Source organism: Autumnicola psychrophila (assembly GCF_031846645.1).
GTDB lineage: Bacteria > Bacteroidota > Bacteroidia > Flavobacteriales > Flavobacteriaceae > Autumnicola > Autumnicola psychrophila.
The window spans coordinates 100,452-117,699 of record NZ_JAVRHN010000002.1; the positions used below are offsets into that span (position 1 = coordinate 100,452).

Here is a 17,248-nt window from a genome sequence, read left to right on the forward strand (position 1 = left end):
AAACCGGCTATCTTGTTTTGACTAAAACTCCAATAGCTCCAATAGTACCCACTTTTCCCGCCTACGTAAAATATTTTACATTTCGAAAATATTTGGAAATGAGAACAGTGCTGCTAAACATCTGGTTTGTGATTAGATCAGAGTTCTCATCCATTTTTGCTTCCTACAAACTGCTGGGGACATAAAATAATGATAAAACTAAAAACCCGCTTTGGCGGGTTTTATATTTCTTATCGAGGAGAAGGATTAAACAATTATGGAGCTTCACCTCTTAGACCTGCCACCATTCCTCTGTGAGCAATTTTGGTGTTGAAATCCTCGTCATATAGCAGAGCCCAGTCTGAACCTCCCTCATATAACCAGCTATCCTGATCTCTAAAGCCCCAAATTGTAATACCGTATTGCTGGTCTGCAGGTACCACTTGGGTATAATTATATGCAGCACGTTGATACTGCTCTTCCTGGACTTGTGCACGATCTTCGGTAAACTCAGAGATTTGATCATCATAGTTTACTTTTACATCCAATTCTGAAATGTGAACCAGTAGACCTGTAGCGACAACATCCTGAATAGCTGTCGAAAGGTCATCAACCGGCCAGTTGTGATTCAAATGCATTTGCATTCCTATACCGTCAATTGGTACGTTGTTAGTTTTAAAATTGTTGACCATGTTTAGGATCGCATTTCTTTTTGAAGGTTCTCCTGCAATGTTATAGTCATTGTAAAATAATTTGACATCGGGATCGGCTTCGCGCGCCCAAGTGAAAAGTTTGGCAGCGTAATCATCACCTATTCTTTGACGGAACAGAGAATTTCTAAGAGATGATCCATCCCAGACTTCATTTACTACATCCCAGCTTGCCACAACAGTCATTTCCTGACCGTCTGCTGTCATGGTTTCTTCCGCAAAATGAGCAACTGTAGCTTTTACATAATCTTCCACCAGCGTGGAAAACTCCTCATCTGTACCCTCGAAATTTTGCAGCCAGGAGGGAATGGACTGGTGCCACACCAACGTATGACCATGTACCCTAAAACCATTTTCCTTTGCATAGGCTACGATAGCATCTCCATCACTAAAATCGTAGTCGTCGGGACCTTTGAAAATGTTTGCCATCTTCATGTCGTTTTCCGCTGTTATACTATTAAATTCCTGATTTAAAACCTCTTTAAATTTCTGATTGGTTGCAGATGTAGAGGCTAATCTATTTGCAGAGACTATGTTCCCTATTGGAAAATCGGCTACATCTTTAAGATTTTCAGTAGCATTATAAAGAAAAGGATCATCTGTAGTTCCTCCGTTATCTCCTCCTTCTCCAGGAACAGGAGACTCGCCACCAGTTGGTCGATCTACAATAGGTTCTGTAGGGCTGTCGTCACCTTCACTGCACGATACCACTAAAAGACATACTAACAATTGTATTATATTTCTCATTATTCAAATGGTTTATTAATCTATCCCATTCAGGATTCGTAAAAAAAAACCCCATCTTGAAGAGATGGGGCCTATTCTTCGTTAAGACCGAAATTAATCTTAATTCTAATTACATATTTCCTTCTATTAAATAGAATTAGCAATGAGTTGCTCAAATAATTCCTGCTTCCCACTTATTTGTTGAGGTTCTCCTGCCTCTCTTGCAATTTTGCTAAGATCTTCAAGAGATAATTCTCCTTTTTCGTATTTTGCTCCATTACCGCTATCAAAAGAAGAATACCGGTCTTTTCTAAGCTTTTTATATTGTGTATTCTTCAATATGTTGTCAGCACAAATAAGTCCTCTTGCAAAAATATCCATACCGGATACGTGAGCTATGAATTTGTCTTCTAGATCTGTTGAATTACGTCTAACTTTAGCATCAAAATTAATTCCACCACCCTGGATTCCTCCGCCTTCAAGTATGATAAGCATAGCCTGAGTAATTTCATAAAGATCTATTGGAAACTGATCTGTATCCCAACCGTTTTGATAATCTCCCCGGTTTGCATCTATACTTCCAAGCATACCGGCATCCACGGCAACCTGAAGTTCATGTTCAAATGTATGTCCAGCCAAAGTACCGTGATTTACTTCAAGATTTAATTTAAAATCATTTTCCAGTCCGTACTGTTTTATAAAATGTAAAGAAGTGGCAGCATCATAATCGTATTGATGTTTGGTTGGTTCCATAGGTTTTGGTTCGATAAAGAACTGACCTTTAAAACCTTGCTTCCTTGCATAATCTTTACAGGTATTGAGAAAACGTCCCAAATGTTCCTGCTCTCTTTTCATATCTGTATTTAAAAGGCTCATATAGCCTTCACGACCACCCCAGAAAACATAATTTTCTCCTCCAAGCGCCATTGTTGCGTCTAGTGCAATTTTCGCTTGTGCACCAGCATAAGCAAGCACGTCGAAATTAGGATTAGTGGCTGCACCATTCATGTAACGAGGATTGCTAAACAGGTTTGAAGTTCCCCATAAAAGCTTTATTCCGGATTCCTGCTGCTTCTGTTTTGCATACTCCACCATAGTCTGCAGTCTTTTCTCAAACTCAGCAAGAGTAGGCGCTTCATCCACCACATCTACATCATGAAAGCAGTAGTAAGGTGTACCCAGCTTTGTCATAAATTCAAAAGCCGCATCCATTTTATCTTTTGCACGGGTTATAGGGTCTTCACTCTTATCCCACTCAAATGTTTCTGTGCCAGGACCAAAAGGATCACTCCCGGTATTATTAAATGTGTGCCAGTACGCCGTAGCAAACCTCATATGCTCTTTAAGCGTCTTCCCTGCCACAACTTTATTCTCATCATACCATTTAAAAGCTAAAGGATTATCACTGTCCCTACCTTCATACTTGATTTGATCGATGTCCTTAAAAAATTCACTTTTTGATTTCATAATTTATTCCTTTTCTATTTTAATATTCTCCTTCCATTGTGCATAAATTTCCTGGTACCGCGACGAAAGTTCTTTATTAGGTTCCATTCGCTCCACGATCTCCAGATCTCCAAAAGTTTCCTCCAGATTGCTAAAATATCCATAACCATAAGCCGCACCCCGTGCTGCCCCTTCTGCACCTGACGTATTATAAAGCTCCAGCTTTGCCTGCGTAGTATTACAGAATATCTCCCTGAAGACAGGACTAAGAAAAAGGTTTCCTTTTCCTGCCCTAACTATTTCCCCAGAAGTTCCCAGAGACTTCATTACGTCAAAACCATAATTCATGGCAAACACAATACCTTCGCACGCAGAACGTATAAGATGTGAAGGCTGATGTATATTAAAGTTAAGGTTCTCAATTCCAGAGTTTACCTTTTTATTATTGAATATTCTTTCTGCACCATTTCCAAAAGGATAGAATCTGAGGTTTTCACTTCCCGGCGGTACTTGTCCAGCTGCTTCGTTAAGCAGGTCATAATCAACAAGTTTTTCTTTTCCTAAAGATATCGTCTTCCGAAGCCATTGATAAAGAATTCCTGATCCATTGATGATTCCTAAAATCCCATTCCGCTTTTGATCTTCAGTACTATTTACGTGCAAAAAGGTGTTTACCCTATTTTGTTCATCATAAATATCCTTATCTGTTACTGCATAAATTACCGCAGAAGTACCTGCAGTGGTAGCTATTTCACCGGGATTTAAAACATTCAAGGATAAGGCATTGTTGGGTTGATCACCTGCCCGATAGGTAATTATGGCCTCAGGGTTAAGACCCAGTTCTTCAGCTACCTTTGAATTTACCTTTGCCTGGCGACCAAAATTTGGAACAATCTCCGGAATATACTCCTCAGATAAGCCCATTTTCTCTAATACCTCTGTAGCCAATTTGCCTTTAGGGAAATCCCACAAAGCTGCTTCAGATAATCCAGAAGTAGTCGTTTGGGGGATGCCAGAGAGTTTTGCAGCTATAAAGTCTCCCGGCAGCATCATATACTTTGCCTTTGCATAAACTTCAGGCTCGTTTTGCTTTACCCATTTCAGTTTTGAAGCAGTAAAGTTACCCGGGCTACCTAAGATTTGCCTTTGGCAATTCTCTTTACCTATGGCGGCAAATGCTTCGTTACCTATCTCTACAGCCCTACTATCACACCAAATAATTGAAGGTCTTACCGGCTCCAAATTCTCATCTGTTAGAACCAGACCGTGCATTTGATAGGCTATACCAATTCCGTTAACCTTTTTGAGGTTAATATGGTGTTTATTCTTTAGTTCGTGAAGACCATCCTTTACATAACCCCACCAAACATCAGGATTCTGTTCAGCCCAATCAAATTTGGGTGTCATAATTTCCATCTCAAACTCCGGTACCGTAGCCGCCGCAATTATTTTACCCTTTTCTGCATCCAGAATCGATACTTTAATCGAAGAGCTACCTAAATCTATTCCTAAAAAATACATACTATCTTATCTTAATTTCTCTTTTTTTGAATCCAAAGATTTTCCATATCTTCCAATGTTCTTCCTTTTGTTTCAGGCACATATTTCCAGATAAACACCAGGGAAAGAAAGGCCATTACACCATATATCCAGTAGGAGAAACCATGATTAAAAGCCTCAACAAGTGCGGCATTGTTGTTCATCATTGGAAAAGTCCAGGAAACCAAAAGATTTGCCAACCATTGTACAGCAACAGCCACAGCCATCACCCCCCTTATCTTGTTCGGGAAAATTTCTGATAGCAAAACCCACGTAACTGGACCCCAGGACATCGCAAAAGCCGCGATATATAATAGCATAAGAAGTAATGCCGGCAAACCTTCAACCTGTAAGTAAAGAGCAAAACCAAGTCCTATCATACTAATAGCCATTACTGCACTACCTATCATCATCAGTTTTTTCCTTCCGAAGTTATCCACTGTCATTATAGCAAGTACTGTAAAGAGCATATTTATAGCTCCAACGATTATTGTTTGCAGCATGGAAGCATCGGTTTCCATTCCCATTCCTTCAAAGATCTGAGGAGCGTAATAAAGCACTACGTTAATACCCACAAATTGCTGAAAAACCGAAAGTACGATGCCTATGATAACCACAGTCCAGCCATAAGAAAGCCAGTGAGATTTGGTACGACTAAAAGAAGCTTTAATCTCTGTCAGGATCTGTGATGCTTTGTCGGGACCGTTCAGTTTTGTAAGAACTTTCATCGCATCTTCTTCATTACCCTTCATCGTTTGGAAACGAGGTGTTTTAGGGACCATAAACAGGAATAATAAGAATAAAAGTGCCGGTATTGCTTCAGATAAGAACATATATCTCCATCCCGTTTCGTTGATCCACGCCTCTGTTTGACCACTCACGATAAAGTAATTAACGAAATATACTACAAGCATACCTGTCACAATAGCGAATTGATTAAACGAAACTAACTTACCCCGAATGTTTGCAGGAGCCATTTCAGCTATATAAATAGGCGCAAGCATACTGGCAAGCCCCACACCTATTCCTCCAATAATACGGTAGATAATAAAAGAAGTCAGAAAGTTCCCGGGGAAAATGTTCATGGCTTCAGGATAAGAAGATCCACAGGCAGAAAGAAGGAAAAGAAGTGCTGCTAAAATAAGGCCATTTCGACGACCAATAGAATTTGCAGCATTATCTCCCAGGGAGGCACCAATTATGCAACCTACAAGAGCACTGCTTACCATAAAACCTAAAATAGAGTTCCGTAAATTTTCTGTTAAAACACCTGGTAAGGTCAAAAACTGAAAATAATAAATAGCACCACCTAAAAGAAGAATTCCACCAATAATAATATACGCAGTGCTACGCTTAAAAAATTTTAGAATAAATGAAGCGAACAGAAATCCAATTGCGAGTATACATATACTAATGATGACTTTAAATTGGAAAATACTATTTTCTGCAATTGTAAGGTTATTTTCCAGGGAGGTAATAAATGAATTTTCCAACGCCCCTACTGCACCAGAAATTACTGCAGTGTCATAACCAAAAAGCAATCCGCCAAGGCTGGCTACGATGGTTATGAGGTAAACACTTTTTTGACTAATTTTTTCTGTCATTCCTTTGTAAGATTACTTAAAACGAAACTTATAGTTTGTATGACCACAAGTTTAAATATTAATTTTTACTTTAGCAATTAATTAGGGGTTTTTATTAAAATTTCTTAATATGCAAACTTGTATTTCTATTTAATCTGAAAATACATACTCGAAAAATACAATATAGTTACATTCCAACTAGCAGTCTAATGAAAAAATTCTTAATAAATGAAGAATCTGGTGAATTAACTGAGACACCAGTAATGAGTTCTATAACAATAGATTGTGTTGTATTTGGTTTTGAAAATGGAAGTCTGGAAATCCTGCTGGTCAAGCACGGGAGAGGAATAAGAAAAGGCGAATGGGGACTTCCCGGAGGTTGGATTAAAGAAGATGAAGGAATAGATGCCGCAGCCCACCGGCTCCTGCGCGAGCTTACAGGGCTTAATAATATCTATCTTGAACAGCTAAAAGCTTTTGGTGATCCTGAACGCTTCCCTGTAGGCCGAGTCATCACCATTGGTTACAACGCCCTCATTAAACGGGAGGATTATGACGTAAAAGCGGGTTTTACAGCTTCAGAAGCAAAATGGTTTAAGATTCGGGAAATACCAGACTTGATATATGATCATAATGAAATCCTTAATTACAGCCTAAAACGATTGCGACGACGGGTAAGACAGGCTCCTATAGGATTTAATTTACTGCCAGAAAAATTTACTTTATTACAACTCATGCAGTTATATGAAGAAATACTGGATATGGAAATGGATAAGCCCAACTTCCGCAGAAAAATCTTGAGAATGAAGCTTTTGGTCGACCTTAATGAAAAACAAAAAGATGTTTCTCACAGGGCCGCAAAACTTTATCAATTCGATAATACTATTTATAGAAAATTGACGGAAAAAGGCTTCAGCTTTGAGTTTTAAATTCTCTGAAGAATACCTTTTTAACCTTCTTCTTATATCTCTATTACGTTCAATTTACTCCAAAAAGGAACATAATCTTCTATGCAACTTTTGCGCAACCTATAAACTTTTCCTCTATTCTAAAAAAAATAAGTGTTATTTTTACTATTACTTAAGGCAGTGGAGACGTAGTACTCCAGACTTTTGTTATATTTGAAATTCCTGCGCAATACAAAATCTTTGTTGTTTGCCTTTAAGAGTACACGAATGAAGAAAAAAAAAGAAGTTACGATTTATGATCTTGCAAAAGTATTAAATTATTCCCCATCAACTATTTCCAGGGCACTTAACAACCATAAAAGTATAAGCCAAAAAACTACCAAAGAAATACACAAGATCGCCAAAGATCTGGGGTATCGCCCCAATAGTCTGGCAGCCAGCCTTCGGAATAATAAGAGCAAGACCATAGGTATCCTCGTCTCCAGGATCAATCGCCCCTTTAGTGCTTCAATAATCAGCGGAGTAGAAAATACAGCAAGAAAAGCTGGGTATAACGTTATTATAAGCCAGTCTAATGACAAATATGAGAATGAAGTTACTAATGCCAAGGCATTATATGACAGCAGGGTTAGCGGACTTATAGTTTCTCTTAGTATGGAAACCATAAATACAAACCATTTTCAGCAGTTTGTAGATCAAAACATCCCAATAGTCTTTGTAGACCGTGTGCCTGCCGAATTTAATTCTTACAGGGTTATAATCGACAATTATACAGCAGGATATAGGGCCACGCAGCATCTTATAGATCAGGGGTGCAGAAGGATTGCGCATTTTGCCGGCGCACAACATCTAAATGTTTATAACCTCCGCAAAAAAGGGCACCTCGATGCTTTAAGGGAAAATAATCTTGAGGTGGCAGATGAACTAATCATCCATTTGGATACAATGGGCTTTGAAGAAGGATGTCAAGCGACGAAAATGCTCCTGAATTTACCTCAACCTCCAGATGGCCTTTTTTCTTCTAATGATACCGCCGCAGTAAGTGCTATCTTAACTGCCAAAGATAAAGGGATTAAAATTCCCGAAGAGCTTGCAATAATAGGATTTAATGATGACCCCATGGCGTCTGTAGTAGAACCTGCTTTATCTACTGTTTCCCATCCCGCAACTAAAATGGGTGAAATTTCTGCGCAGAGAATTCTGGATCATTCTTCAAAAAAACTGGATTCAGATGTTTCTGAAATTACCATGTTGGATACCGAAATTATTGTAAGAAGTTCAAGCAATAAGATAAATGCTCTCCGACTCATGGAAGGAAAATAGCTTAGTGGATATGCCTTTATGAACTATCTTTTTTAAATACCGAACCTGAAGAACCCTACTTTATTACCTTATAGCCTATTTCTAAAAAACGATACAACCATCCGTATCTCATCTTCAGATTCCCAATTTCCACATTTCTTTCGTGCGAAGTAGATCCTCAAATGTAAATTGTAAATTCTCCTTTTTCTAAAATCCGTACTTCTTCTTCGTTTACAAGCTCCATCATTTCGGGGGTAATTTTAAACTTAATTTCTTCGGAAGCACCGGGCTCCAACCTGTCCCCAAAGTTTTATGAAGCAATTGACTCTCCTTCTTCTCCTTCAAGTACTCCAGAAATTCCCAGAACAGCTATTTTAGTAAGTCTTTTCTTCCTGTATCAATCGATTGATTAAATCATCCACTATCAGTAATATCTAATGTTGGTTTTCTGAATTCGTAGATTCAAAATTACTATTTTCCTGAGCTTATATAAGACAAAAGCTTATTAGAACTGGAAGAAGGAAGGCGCGCTTAGAATAGTGGTTCACGAAATTTTCAGGTATTCCAAATTAGAAGTTAGCAAAAAGTATAAGGAGATATAGTATTTTCTTTAATAAATAAAGCAGAAAATAAAATTTAACGCAACCGATTGCGCCAAAAATTTTGTTTACATCCTATTTTTACCTAATTTCCCGACTCAATCCATATTTTAGGTTAATTAATTTTTGAAAATATCTCCATGAAGCTAAAAAAAATCTCTCTACTGCTCCTTATCTTTTATTTCCCACTGGCTACGAATGCCCAAAGCGACTACGATTTGTGGCTCCAGTATGAAGAAATTCAGGATGCCGGTCTAAGTCAATCTTATCTTAATTTGCTTACCGGAATTAAGGTTATTGGAAATTCCCCAACACTGGACGCCTCCCGTCATGAAATTTCTAATGCGTATACTTCTTTTTTTGATGAGGAATTGAAAAATGCCAATTCTGGGGACGGACTCCTTATTTTGGCAAATATCGACCAGCTTCCTTCAGATCTAAGCAATTCTGTAAAATCCGATCTCGGAAAAATTAATTCTGAAGGTTATATTATAAGAAGTTTAAGTAATAATGGCAATAAAATCACACTTATTACCGGAAAAACAGATGTTGGAGTGCTTTACGGCAGCTTCCGCCTTATAAAAGAGATGCAATTACATAATGATATCTCAAATTTGGCAATTATCGATTCTCCAAAAATTCAGAAACGCGTATTAAACCATTGGGACAACCTGGATCGTACTGTGGAGCGCGGATATGCCGGTTTTTCTCTTTGGGATTGGCACTTATTACCGGAATTAATTAAACCTGAATATACGGATTATGCCCGTGCAAATGCTTCCATTGGAATTAATGGAACTGTTTTAACTAACGTAAATGCCAATTCGCTGATTCTTACAGAACAATATATTGAAAAAGTTAAAGCTCTTGCGGAAGTTTTTCGCCCTTACGGAATTCAGGTGTATTTAACTGCCCGGTTTTCTGCTCCGCTGGAAAGTGGTGATGTGGACACCGCCGATCCCTTGAATGCTGAAGTAAAACAATGGTGGAAAGATAAAGCTGATGAAATTTATGCTGAAATTCCTGATTTTGGAGGTTTTCTCGTAAAAGCAAATTCTGAAGGTCAGCCGGGACCTAATAATTATGACCGGACGCACGTTGACGGAGCAAATATGCTTGCAGAAGCGGTTGCCCCCCACGATGGGATTATAATGTGGCGTGCCTTTGTTTATTCTGAACATGATCCTGAAGACCGTGCAAAACAGGCCTATTCTGAATTTGTTCCTTTCGATGGTCAATTTAAGGACAATGTTTTGGTTCAGGTTAAAAATGGACCAATAGATTTCCAGCCGAGAGAACCTTTTCATCCTATGTTTGGTGCAATGCCCAATACTCCTTTGATGATGGAATTTCAGATTACTCAGGAATATCTTGGATTCGCTTCACACCTGGTATATCTTCCGAAGTTATTTGAAGAAACCCTTGAGGAGGATACTTATGTGAATGGAGAAAATTCCACAGTAGCTAAAGTTATTGATGGAAGCCTTTCCAACAAAAAACTTACCGGCATCGCAGGAGTGGCAAATATTGGTACTGCAAAAAACTGGACAGGACATCCCTTTGGACAAAGTAGCTGGTATGGCTTTGGAAGACTTGCCTGGGATCCTTACATGAGTTCTGAAGAAATAGCTGAAGAATGGCTGAAAATGACATTCACCAACGAAGACGAATTTGTAGAGCCGGTTACAGATTTAATGATAAAATCACGTGAAGCCGTGGTAAAATATATGACTCCGCTGGGCTTACACCATATTATGGATACAGGTCATCATTATGGACCGGGACCATGGGTGAGCAATCTTTCAAGACCCGAATGGAATCCCGTGTACTATCATAAAGCAGATACTGATGGTATTGGTTTTGACCGCACCACTTCCGGCAGTGACGCACTTTCTCAATATGCAGATCCTATTGCCGAAAGATATAATTCCCCGGAAACTACTCCAGAGAAATATCTTCTCTGGTTCCATCATTTACCATGGGATTACCAAATGAAAAATGGAGAAACTTTATGGCACAACCTGGCTATCACTTATCAGGAAGGTGTGGAAGATGTAGAAGAGATGGTGGAAACCTGGAAGAACATGGAGGAATATGTAGATCAGGAACGCTATGAAAAAGTTTCAATGTTTTTGCAGATTCAGCTTAAAGAAGCAAAATGGTGGCGCGATGCGTGTCTTACTTATTTTCAGGAGTTTTCAAACATGGAAATTCCGGAAACTGTACCTCAACCAGAACATGACCTTAAATACTATAAATCCCTTGAATTTCCTTTTGCTCCAGGCATAAGGCCGTCCTGGGAATAATTGATTTCTAAACCCTAAGTGAATATTTAACTGAAGTAAACTATGGCAATTAAACAATCAAATTGCTGTATTTCAATATTACTATAATGAAAAACAATCTAACTGCAATTGTCACCGGCGCTAATGCCGGACTGGGATATGCTACCGCAAAAAAGTTTTGTGACAACGGTATTATTACTTATGTAAACGGAAGAAACGAGGAAAAAACCATGAAAGCCTGTGAAGAGCTCGGGCCAAATGCAAGACCTTTTATTCTCGACCTTAACAATCTTAAAGAAATTCCGGAAGCCGTAGCGAAAATTACCAAAGAAGCAGGGACCATCGATATTTTGGTGAATAACGCCGGGATCAATATGAAAAAGGAATTTATGGAAGTAACCGATGAGGAATTCCAGTCGATCCTCCATACCAATGTGACCAGTGTATTTGTGATGAGCCGCGAAGTTTCAAAATTTATGAAAGAGAAGAATTCCGGGAGTATAATCAACATCAGCTCTATGGCCGCACAGTATGGAATCCCAAAAGTTATTGCTTATTCTGCAAGTAAAACCGCCATAGAAGGAATGACGCGTGCCATGGCTGTAGATCTCGCCCAATACGGAATCAGGGTAAATTGTGTTGCACCAGGATTTATAAAGACGAACATGTCTGGTAAAGCATTGGACAGTGATCCCGAAAGAAAGAATAAAGTCCTTTCCAGGACACCAATGGGCAGGCTTGGAGAACCTTCAGATATTGGAGATGCTGTTTTCTACTACGCCACGACAGAATCTAAATTTACAACAGGAACTATACTGCCTATAGATGGTGGTAACTCAATAGGATTTTAGTATGTACAACATGACACAAACCATGCGGTGGTATGGGCCGCAGGATATTATTTCTTTAAAAGAACTAAAGCAGGCAGGCGTTACAGGAATTGTAACTGCCTTACACCATGTACCGGTAGGCGAGGTGTGGCAGGTGAAAGATATTGAAGACAGAATTAAAACTATAGAAGATGCCGGCCTGGAGTGGAAAGTGATAGAAAGTCTTCCTGTTCATGAGGATATTAAAAGACAAACAGGTAATTACAAGCAGCTCATAGAAAATTACAAGCAGAGCATTAAAAATGTTGCAGAATGTGGCCTGAAAGTGATCACCTATAATTTTATGCCAATCCTGGACTGGCTTAGGACAGACCACAATTTTGAGAATGAAGATGGTTCTAAGGTATTAAGGTATCATCCTGCGAAATTTGCCTTTTTCGACCTCTTTCTTCTGAAAAGGGAAAATGCCGAAAAAGATTATTCTGAAGAAGAAATAGAAGAAGCCAGGAAGACCGGTGAAAAGCTTTCTTCAGAAGAAAAAGAAATATTATTTAGCAATGTCTTACTGGGACTTCCTGGTAGTTCTGAAAATTTTACTTCGGAAATTATTAAAGAACAGCTAAAGGCTTACGATCATATAGACGATAATAAACTAAGACAAAATCTTGTTCATTTTTTATCTGAAGTTGCTCCGGTGGCCGAAGCGGCTGGAGTAAAACTGGCAATTCATCCCGATGATCCACCATTTTCAGTTTTGGGGCTTCCAAGAGTGGTAAGCACCCAGGCCGATATTGAGCATCTTTTAAAGGAGGTTGATATAAAAGCCAACGGTCTTTGCTACTGCACCGGCTCCCTTGGCGGAAGACAAGAGAATGATCTTGTTGAAATATTTGAAAAATCTAAAGACAGGATACATTTTCTACATTTAAGAAACGTAAAGCACGAGAGCAACGGAATCTTTCGGGAATCAGATCACCTGGACGGTGCTGTTCCGATGGCGGAAGTTGTTAGCCGTATCCTTTCTTACATGAATGAGAAAAAAATCAGTCTGCCAATGCGGCCAGATCATGGTTACCTGCATTCTGCCGAAGATCACAGGAATTACTACCCCGGTTATTCCTTAATCGGGAGATTAAAAGGACTTGCCGAATTAAGAGGACTTGAAAAAGGACTGGAAAAAAGTATAACCTCAGCATAATTTAAAAAAATCTATCACCAGATGAAGAACATATATAACAACATCAACCTTCTGCTTATTTGCACCATTTTTTTTGTAGGATGCAAGTCCAATTCTGAAGAGAATGAGAAAGTTGTAGCCACAACTTCTGAAGAGCAGGAACAGGAAAAAGGTCTTAAAGATTATTATTCAGAATATTTTCCTGTAGGCGTTGCGGTTGCCCCTAATTCATTTGAAGGGAAATCTAAAGAGCTTATTCTTCAGCATTACAACAGCATGACACCTGAAAATGTAATGAAAATGGGAGAAATTCATCCAGAACAAAACCGCTATTATTGGGAAGCTGCAGATAAGATTGCCAATTTTGCCCGGGAACATGATATGAAAATGCGGGGTCACGCTTTGGTATGGCATCAACAAACCGGAGATTGGATTTTTAAAGCTGAAGACGGCGGGCAGGTAAGCAAGGAAGAACTTCTGCAAAGGATGAAAAATCATATAGATACTGTGGTATCCCGCTACAAAGGGACAATTTATGCCTGGGATGTGGTAAACGAAGCAATTTCTGATGATCCTGATGAATTTTTGAGAAAATCTGAATGGTACGACATTGCCGGAGAAGATTTTATCATTAAAGCCTTTGAATATGCTCATGAGGCAGATCCTGAAGCAAAACTTTTCTACAACGATTACAATGCAGTTATTCCGGAAAAAAGGGATAGAATTTACAAGTTATTGAAAATGCTTGTAGATCGTGACGTTCCGATTGACGGGGTTGGAATTCAGGGTCACTGGTCAATTATTGATCCTTCAGAACAAGAACTTAGAAAAGCCATAGATATGTATTCCTCTTTAGGTCTGGATGTGCAAATTACAGAACTCGATGTTTCTATTTATCCATGGGAAAAGGAACGACGTGAAATGCGCGAAGACGAATCTGATGAATTTACCCCGGAACTTCAGCAACAACAGGTTGATAAGTATAAAATGTTTTTTGATGTTTTCAGGGATTATAAAGGAGTGCTTACCGGGCTTACTTTCTGGAATATTGCTGATGCATACAGCTGGTTGGATTACTATCCGGTAGAAGGTCGTAAAAACTATCCGTTACTTTTCGACGAGGATTATGAGCCAAAGGAGGCGTATTATGAAGTAACAGAATTCGAAGAAACCCCAGATGAAAATGAAGAATAAGAGCAGTATCAAAAATTACAATTATCGGCAATTAATAGCACTGGTGTTTCTTATACCGGTTTTCAGTTTTGGGCAGGATTCTTATGTGACATATTCTGAAACAGAAGGATCTTTTGAACTGGCTTCAGCTTCAGAATTGCCAAATATCTATGTAGATTCTGATGATTTTAAAGGAGTACATCACGTTGCTGAAGATTTTACGCAGGATATAGAAAGAGTAACCGGAAAGCTTCCCGAATTGAATATTTCCGGGGAAATAAATGCAGAAACTGCAGTTATTGTAGGTACACTGGGAAAAAGCCGATTAATCGACCACCTGGCAGGAAGCGGAAAGTTAGACGTTTCAGAATTAACCGGAAAATGGGAAACTTATACCATTCAGGTAGTGGAAAATCCAATGCCAAATGTTGAAAGAGCATTGGTAATCGCCGGAAGTGACAAAAGAGGAACAATTTTCGGGATGTATGATGTTTCCGAAGAAATTGGGGTTTCACCGTGGTACTGGTGGGCAGATGTTCCGGCTAATAAAGCCGAAAATTTGTACATAAAAGCGGGAAAATATACTGACGGCTCCCCGAAAGTAAAATACCGCGGAATTTTCATCAACGACGAAGCTCCGGCTCTTTCCGGTTGGGCTACAGAAAACTTTGGTGGCTTTAACAGTCAATTTTATGAGCATGTTTTTGAACTAATTCTTAGGCTAAAGGGTAATTATTTATGGCCGGCAATGTGGGGAAGGGCATTTTATGATGATGACCCAAAAAACCCAATTATCGCCAATGAATATGGTGTGGTAATAGGGACTTCCCACCATGAACCCTTAATGCGGGCACACGTTGAGTGGAGCCGCTATGGTGAGGGAGACTGGAATTATAATACCAATCCCGAAAATCTTCAGCAATTTTGGAGAGAAGGAATGGAACGAATGGGCGATAATGAAAGCGTGGTTACTATCGGTATGCGCGGCGATGGCGATGAACCAATGAGCGAAGGCACCGCGATTGACCTTTTGGAAAACGTGGTGGAAGATCAACGCCGAATTATTGCTGAAGTAACCGGAAAACCTGCTGAAGAGACTCCGCAGGTTTGGGCACTGTACAAAGAAGTTCAGGATTATTACGACCAGGGAATGCGCGTACCAGATGATGTTACGCTATTGCTGGCCGATGACAACTGGGGAAACATCAGGAAACTGCCAAATCCTGAAGAAGAAGAAAGAGAAGGCGGCTACGGAATTTATTATCATTTTGACTACGTAGGTGGACCTCGAAATTATAAATGGATTAACACCACCCAGATTTCCAGGGTTTGGGAACAAATGAACCTCGCTTATAAATTTGGAGCTGAAGAGTTATGGATTGTAAATGTAGGTGATATCAAACCCATGGAATTTCCTACCAGCTTCTTTTTGGATTACGCCTGGGATCCTGAGCGAATTACTGCGGAAGATCTTCCTAAGTACACCAGGAAATGGGCAGAAAAGCAGTTTGGGGAAGAATATGCTGAAGAAACAGCTAATATTCTAGAAAAATATACAAAGTACAACAGCCGCAGAAAGCCAGAACTTTTAAGCGCAGAAACCTATAGCATCACCAGTTATAACGAAGCCGAAAGGGTTTTGGAAGATTTCTCTAAAATTGAAGAACAGGCCGAACAAATTTATGATAAACTTCCGCAGCGATACCGGGATGCTTTTTATCAGCTTGTTTTGTTTCCGGTAAAAGCTTCAGCAAACCTCAACAGGCTCTATGTGGCTACCGCTAAAAACAGGTTATACGCCAAGCAAGGCAGGGCAATTGCAAATAATTATGCAAATGACGTTGAGCAGTATTACGAAAAAGATGCTGAACTCACTGAATACTACCATAACGAACTGGCCGATGGAAAATGGAACCATATGATGTCGCAAAACCATATTGGCTACACCTACTGGCAACAACCGGAAGAACAAAGTATGCCGGAAGTACAAAGGTTAGAAGTACCGGAAGAAGCGGCTATGGGTATTGCTGTGGAAGGATCTACAAATTCGTGGCCCACAACAGCCGCAAAAGGACAGGAAGCGGTGCTTCCCATTTTTGATCCTTACAATGACCAGACGTATTACATAGATATTTTTAATAAAGGACAGGAAAAGTTTAAGTACAAAATCAAGAATAAAGAAGACTGGATAGAACTTTCTTCAGAAAAAGGTAAAGTAGATCAACAGGAACGCATTTATGTGAGTGTGAATTGGGACGAAGCTCCGGAAGGAGAACATGAAGTTGCGCTAACCATAAAAGGCCCTAAAAAAACCAAGGTTGAAGTTCTGGTTTCTATAAGAAATCCTTCAGAAGAAGCTAAAGGATTTTTGGAGAATAACGGATATGTTTCCATCCCTGCAAACGAATATTCAGAAAAAACAAATGGTAACAATGAATGGCAGTTAATCCCAAATTTAGGAAAAACAGGTTCTGCCATGTCTTCTGGAAAAATAAAACCCGGACGAGAATTTAGCGAAAATAATCCGTCGCTTAATTATGATTTCTATACATTTAGTTCAGGAGAAGTTGAAGTGGAATTTACCTTATCTCCCAGCCTGGATTTCCTAGACAGGGGCGGATTACGTTTTGCGGTTTCCATTGATGGCAAGGAGCCAAAGATCCTGAATTTACAGGAAGATACAGAAGACAATTGGGACACTTCGGTAGCGAATAATGCTACTACTGTAACCACAAGTTTCAATCTTGAAAACGACGGTGCGCATAATATTAAAATATGGGCAATAGATCCGGGAATCGTGCTTCAGAAGATCCTTATTAAAACAGGTGAAGTCGAAGATTCATACTTAGGGCCACCGATGAGTGCCAAAGCGGAATAATAATAGAAATACACGTGAAATTTCAGGATTATAAGTGCTTTTCTTTATAAAATATAAATGCAGGTCTGCCTATTGTAGACCTGTATTTATATTTTCTATACGTCGGGCATTCC

12 protein-coding genes are annotated in these 17,248 nt (G+C 39.3%); 7 read left to right on the plus strand and 5 right to left on the minus strand.

The genetic code is table 11. From position 1 onward, the window contains the following. Positions 1-254: 254 nt before the first annotated feature. From RM541_RS03040 to xylE, 4 genes are all read right to left on the minus strand, one after another. Positions 255-1,436: an endo-1,4-beta-xylanase gene (locus RM541_RS03040; protein ID WP_311498753.1), complete on the minus strand. Its 1,182-nt coding sequence runs from the start codon at positions 1,434-1,436 to the stop codon at positions 255-257. Between the two features lie 126 nt (positions 1,437-1,562). Further along, the gene (gene xylA / locus RM541_RS03045) at positions 1,563-2,882 is read right to left on the minus strand and encodes a xylose isomerase (protein WP_311498754.1); all 1,320 of its coding nucleotides are present in this window, start codon (positions 2,880-2,882) and stop codon (positions 1,563-1,565) included. Between the two features lie 3 nt (positions 2,883-2,885). Then, the gene (locus RM541_RS03050) at positions 2,886-4,382 is read right to left on the minus strand and encodes a xylulokinase (RefSeq protein WP_311498755.1); all 1,497 of its coding nucleotides are present in this window, start codon (positions 4,380-4,382) and stop codon (positions 2,886-2,888) included. Positions 4,383-4,393: 11 nt separating this feature from the next. Further along, positions 4,394-6,004: a D-xylose transporter XylE gene (gene xylE / locus RM541_RS03055; RefSeq protein ID WP_311498756.1), complete on the minus strand. Its 1,611-nt coding sequence runs from the start codon at positions 6,002-6,004 to the stop codon at positions 4,394-4,396. Between the two features lie 188 nt (positions 6,005-6,192). On the opposite strand from xylE, the gene RM541_RS03060 reads away from it, so the two are divergent. Both RM541_RS03060 and RM541_RS03065 read left to right on the plus strand, forming a co-directional pair. After that, complete coding sequence (locus RM541_RS03060) at positions 6,193-6,912, plus strand: NUDIX hydrolase (protein ID WP_311498757.1); 720 nt, start codon at positions 6,193-6,195, stop codon at positions 6,910-6,912. 246 nt (positions 6,913-7,158) lie between these two features. Next, positions 7,159-8,214, plus strand: a complete 1,056-nt coding sequence (locus RM541_RS03065; protein WP_311498758.1) for a LacI family DNA-binding transcriptional regulator — start codon at positions 7,159-7,161, stop codon at positions 8,212-8,214. Between the two features lie 157 nt (positions 8,215-8,371). Here the strand turns inward: RM541_RS03065 and RM541_RS17470 are convergent, their stop codons facing one another. Then, positions 8,372-8,488: a fibronectin type III-like domain-contianing protein gene (locus tag RM541_RS17470; RefSeq protein WP_432264657.1), complete on the minus strand. Its 117-nt coding sequence runs from the start codon at positions 8,486-8,488 to the stop codon at positions 8,372-8,374. Positions 8,489-8,932: 444 nt separating this feature from the next. On the opposite strand from RM541_RS17470, the gene RM541_RS03070 reads away from it, so the two are divergent. The 5 genes from RM541_RS03070 to RM541_RS03090 all read left to right on the plus strand — a co-directional run bounded on the left by RM541_RS03070 (position 8,933) and on the right by RM541_RS03090 (position 17,135). Next, the gene (locus RM541_RS03070) at positions 8,933-11,098 is read left to right on the plus strand and encodes an alpha-glucuronidase family glycosyl hydrolase (protein WP_311498759.1); all 2,166 of its coding nucleotides are present in this window, start codon (positions 8,933-8,935) and stop codon (positions 11,096-11,098) included. 86 nt (positions 11,099-11,184) lie between these two features. Continuing rightward, positions 11,185-11,928 carry an SDR family NAD(P)-dependent oxidoreductase gene (locus RM541_RS03075; RefSeq protein WP_311498760.1) on the plus strand — a complete coding sequence of 248 codons (744 nt, stop codon included), beginning with the start codon at positions 11,185-11,187 and terminating at the stop codon, positions 11,926-11,928. Between the two features lies 1 nt (position 11,929). Beyond that, positions 11,930-13,105 (plus strand): mannonate dehydratase, encoded by a 1,176-nt coding sequence (uxuA, locus tag RM541_RS03080; protein ID WP_311498761.1) that lies wholly within the window; start codon positions 11,930-11,932, stop codon positions 13,103-13,105. A gap of 21 nt (positions 13,106-13,126) precedes the next feature. After that, positions 13,127-14,278, plus strand: coding sequence for an endo-1,4-beta-xylanase (locus tag RM541_RS03085; RefSeq protein ID WP_311498762.1), 1,152 nt, complete (start codon positions 13,127-13,129; stop codon positions 14,276-14,278). Next, positions 14,268-17,135, plus strand: a complete 2,868-nt coding sequence (locus tag RM541_RS03090; RefSeq protein ID WP_311498763.1) for a glycosyl hydrolase 115 family protein — start codon at positions 14,268-14,270, stop codon at positions 17,133-17,135. Before RM541_RS03085 ends, RM541_RS03090 begins: the two co-directional genes overlap by 11 nt. The last annotated feature ends 113 nt before the right edge of the window (positions 17,136-17,248 follow it).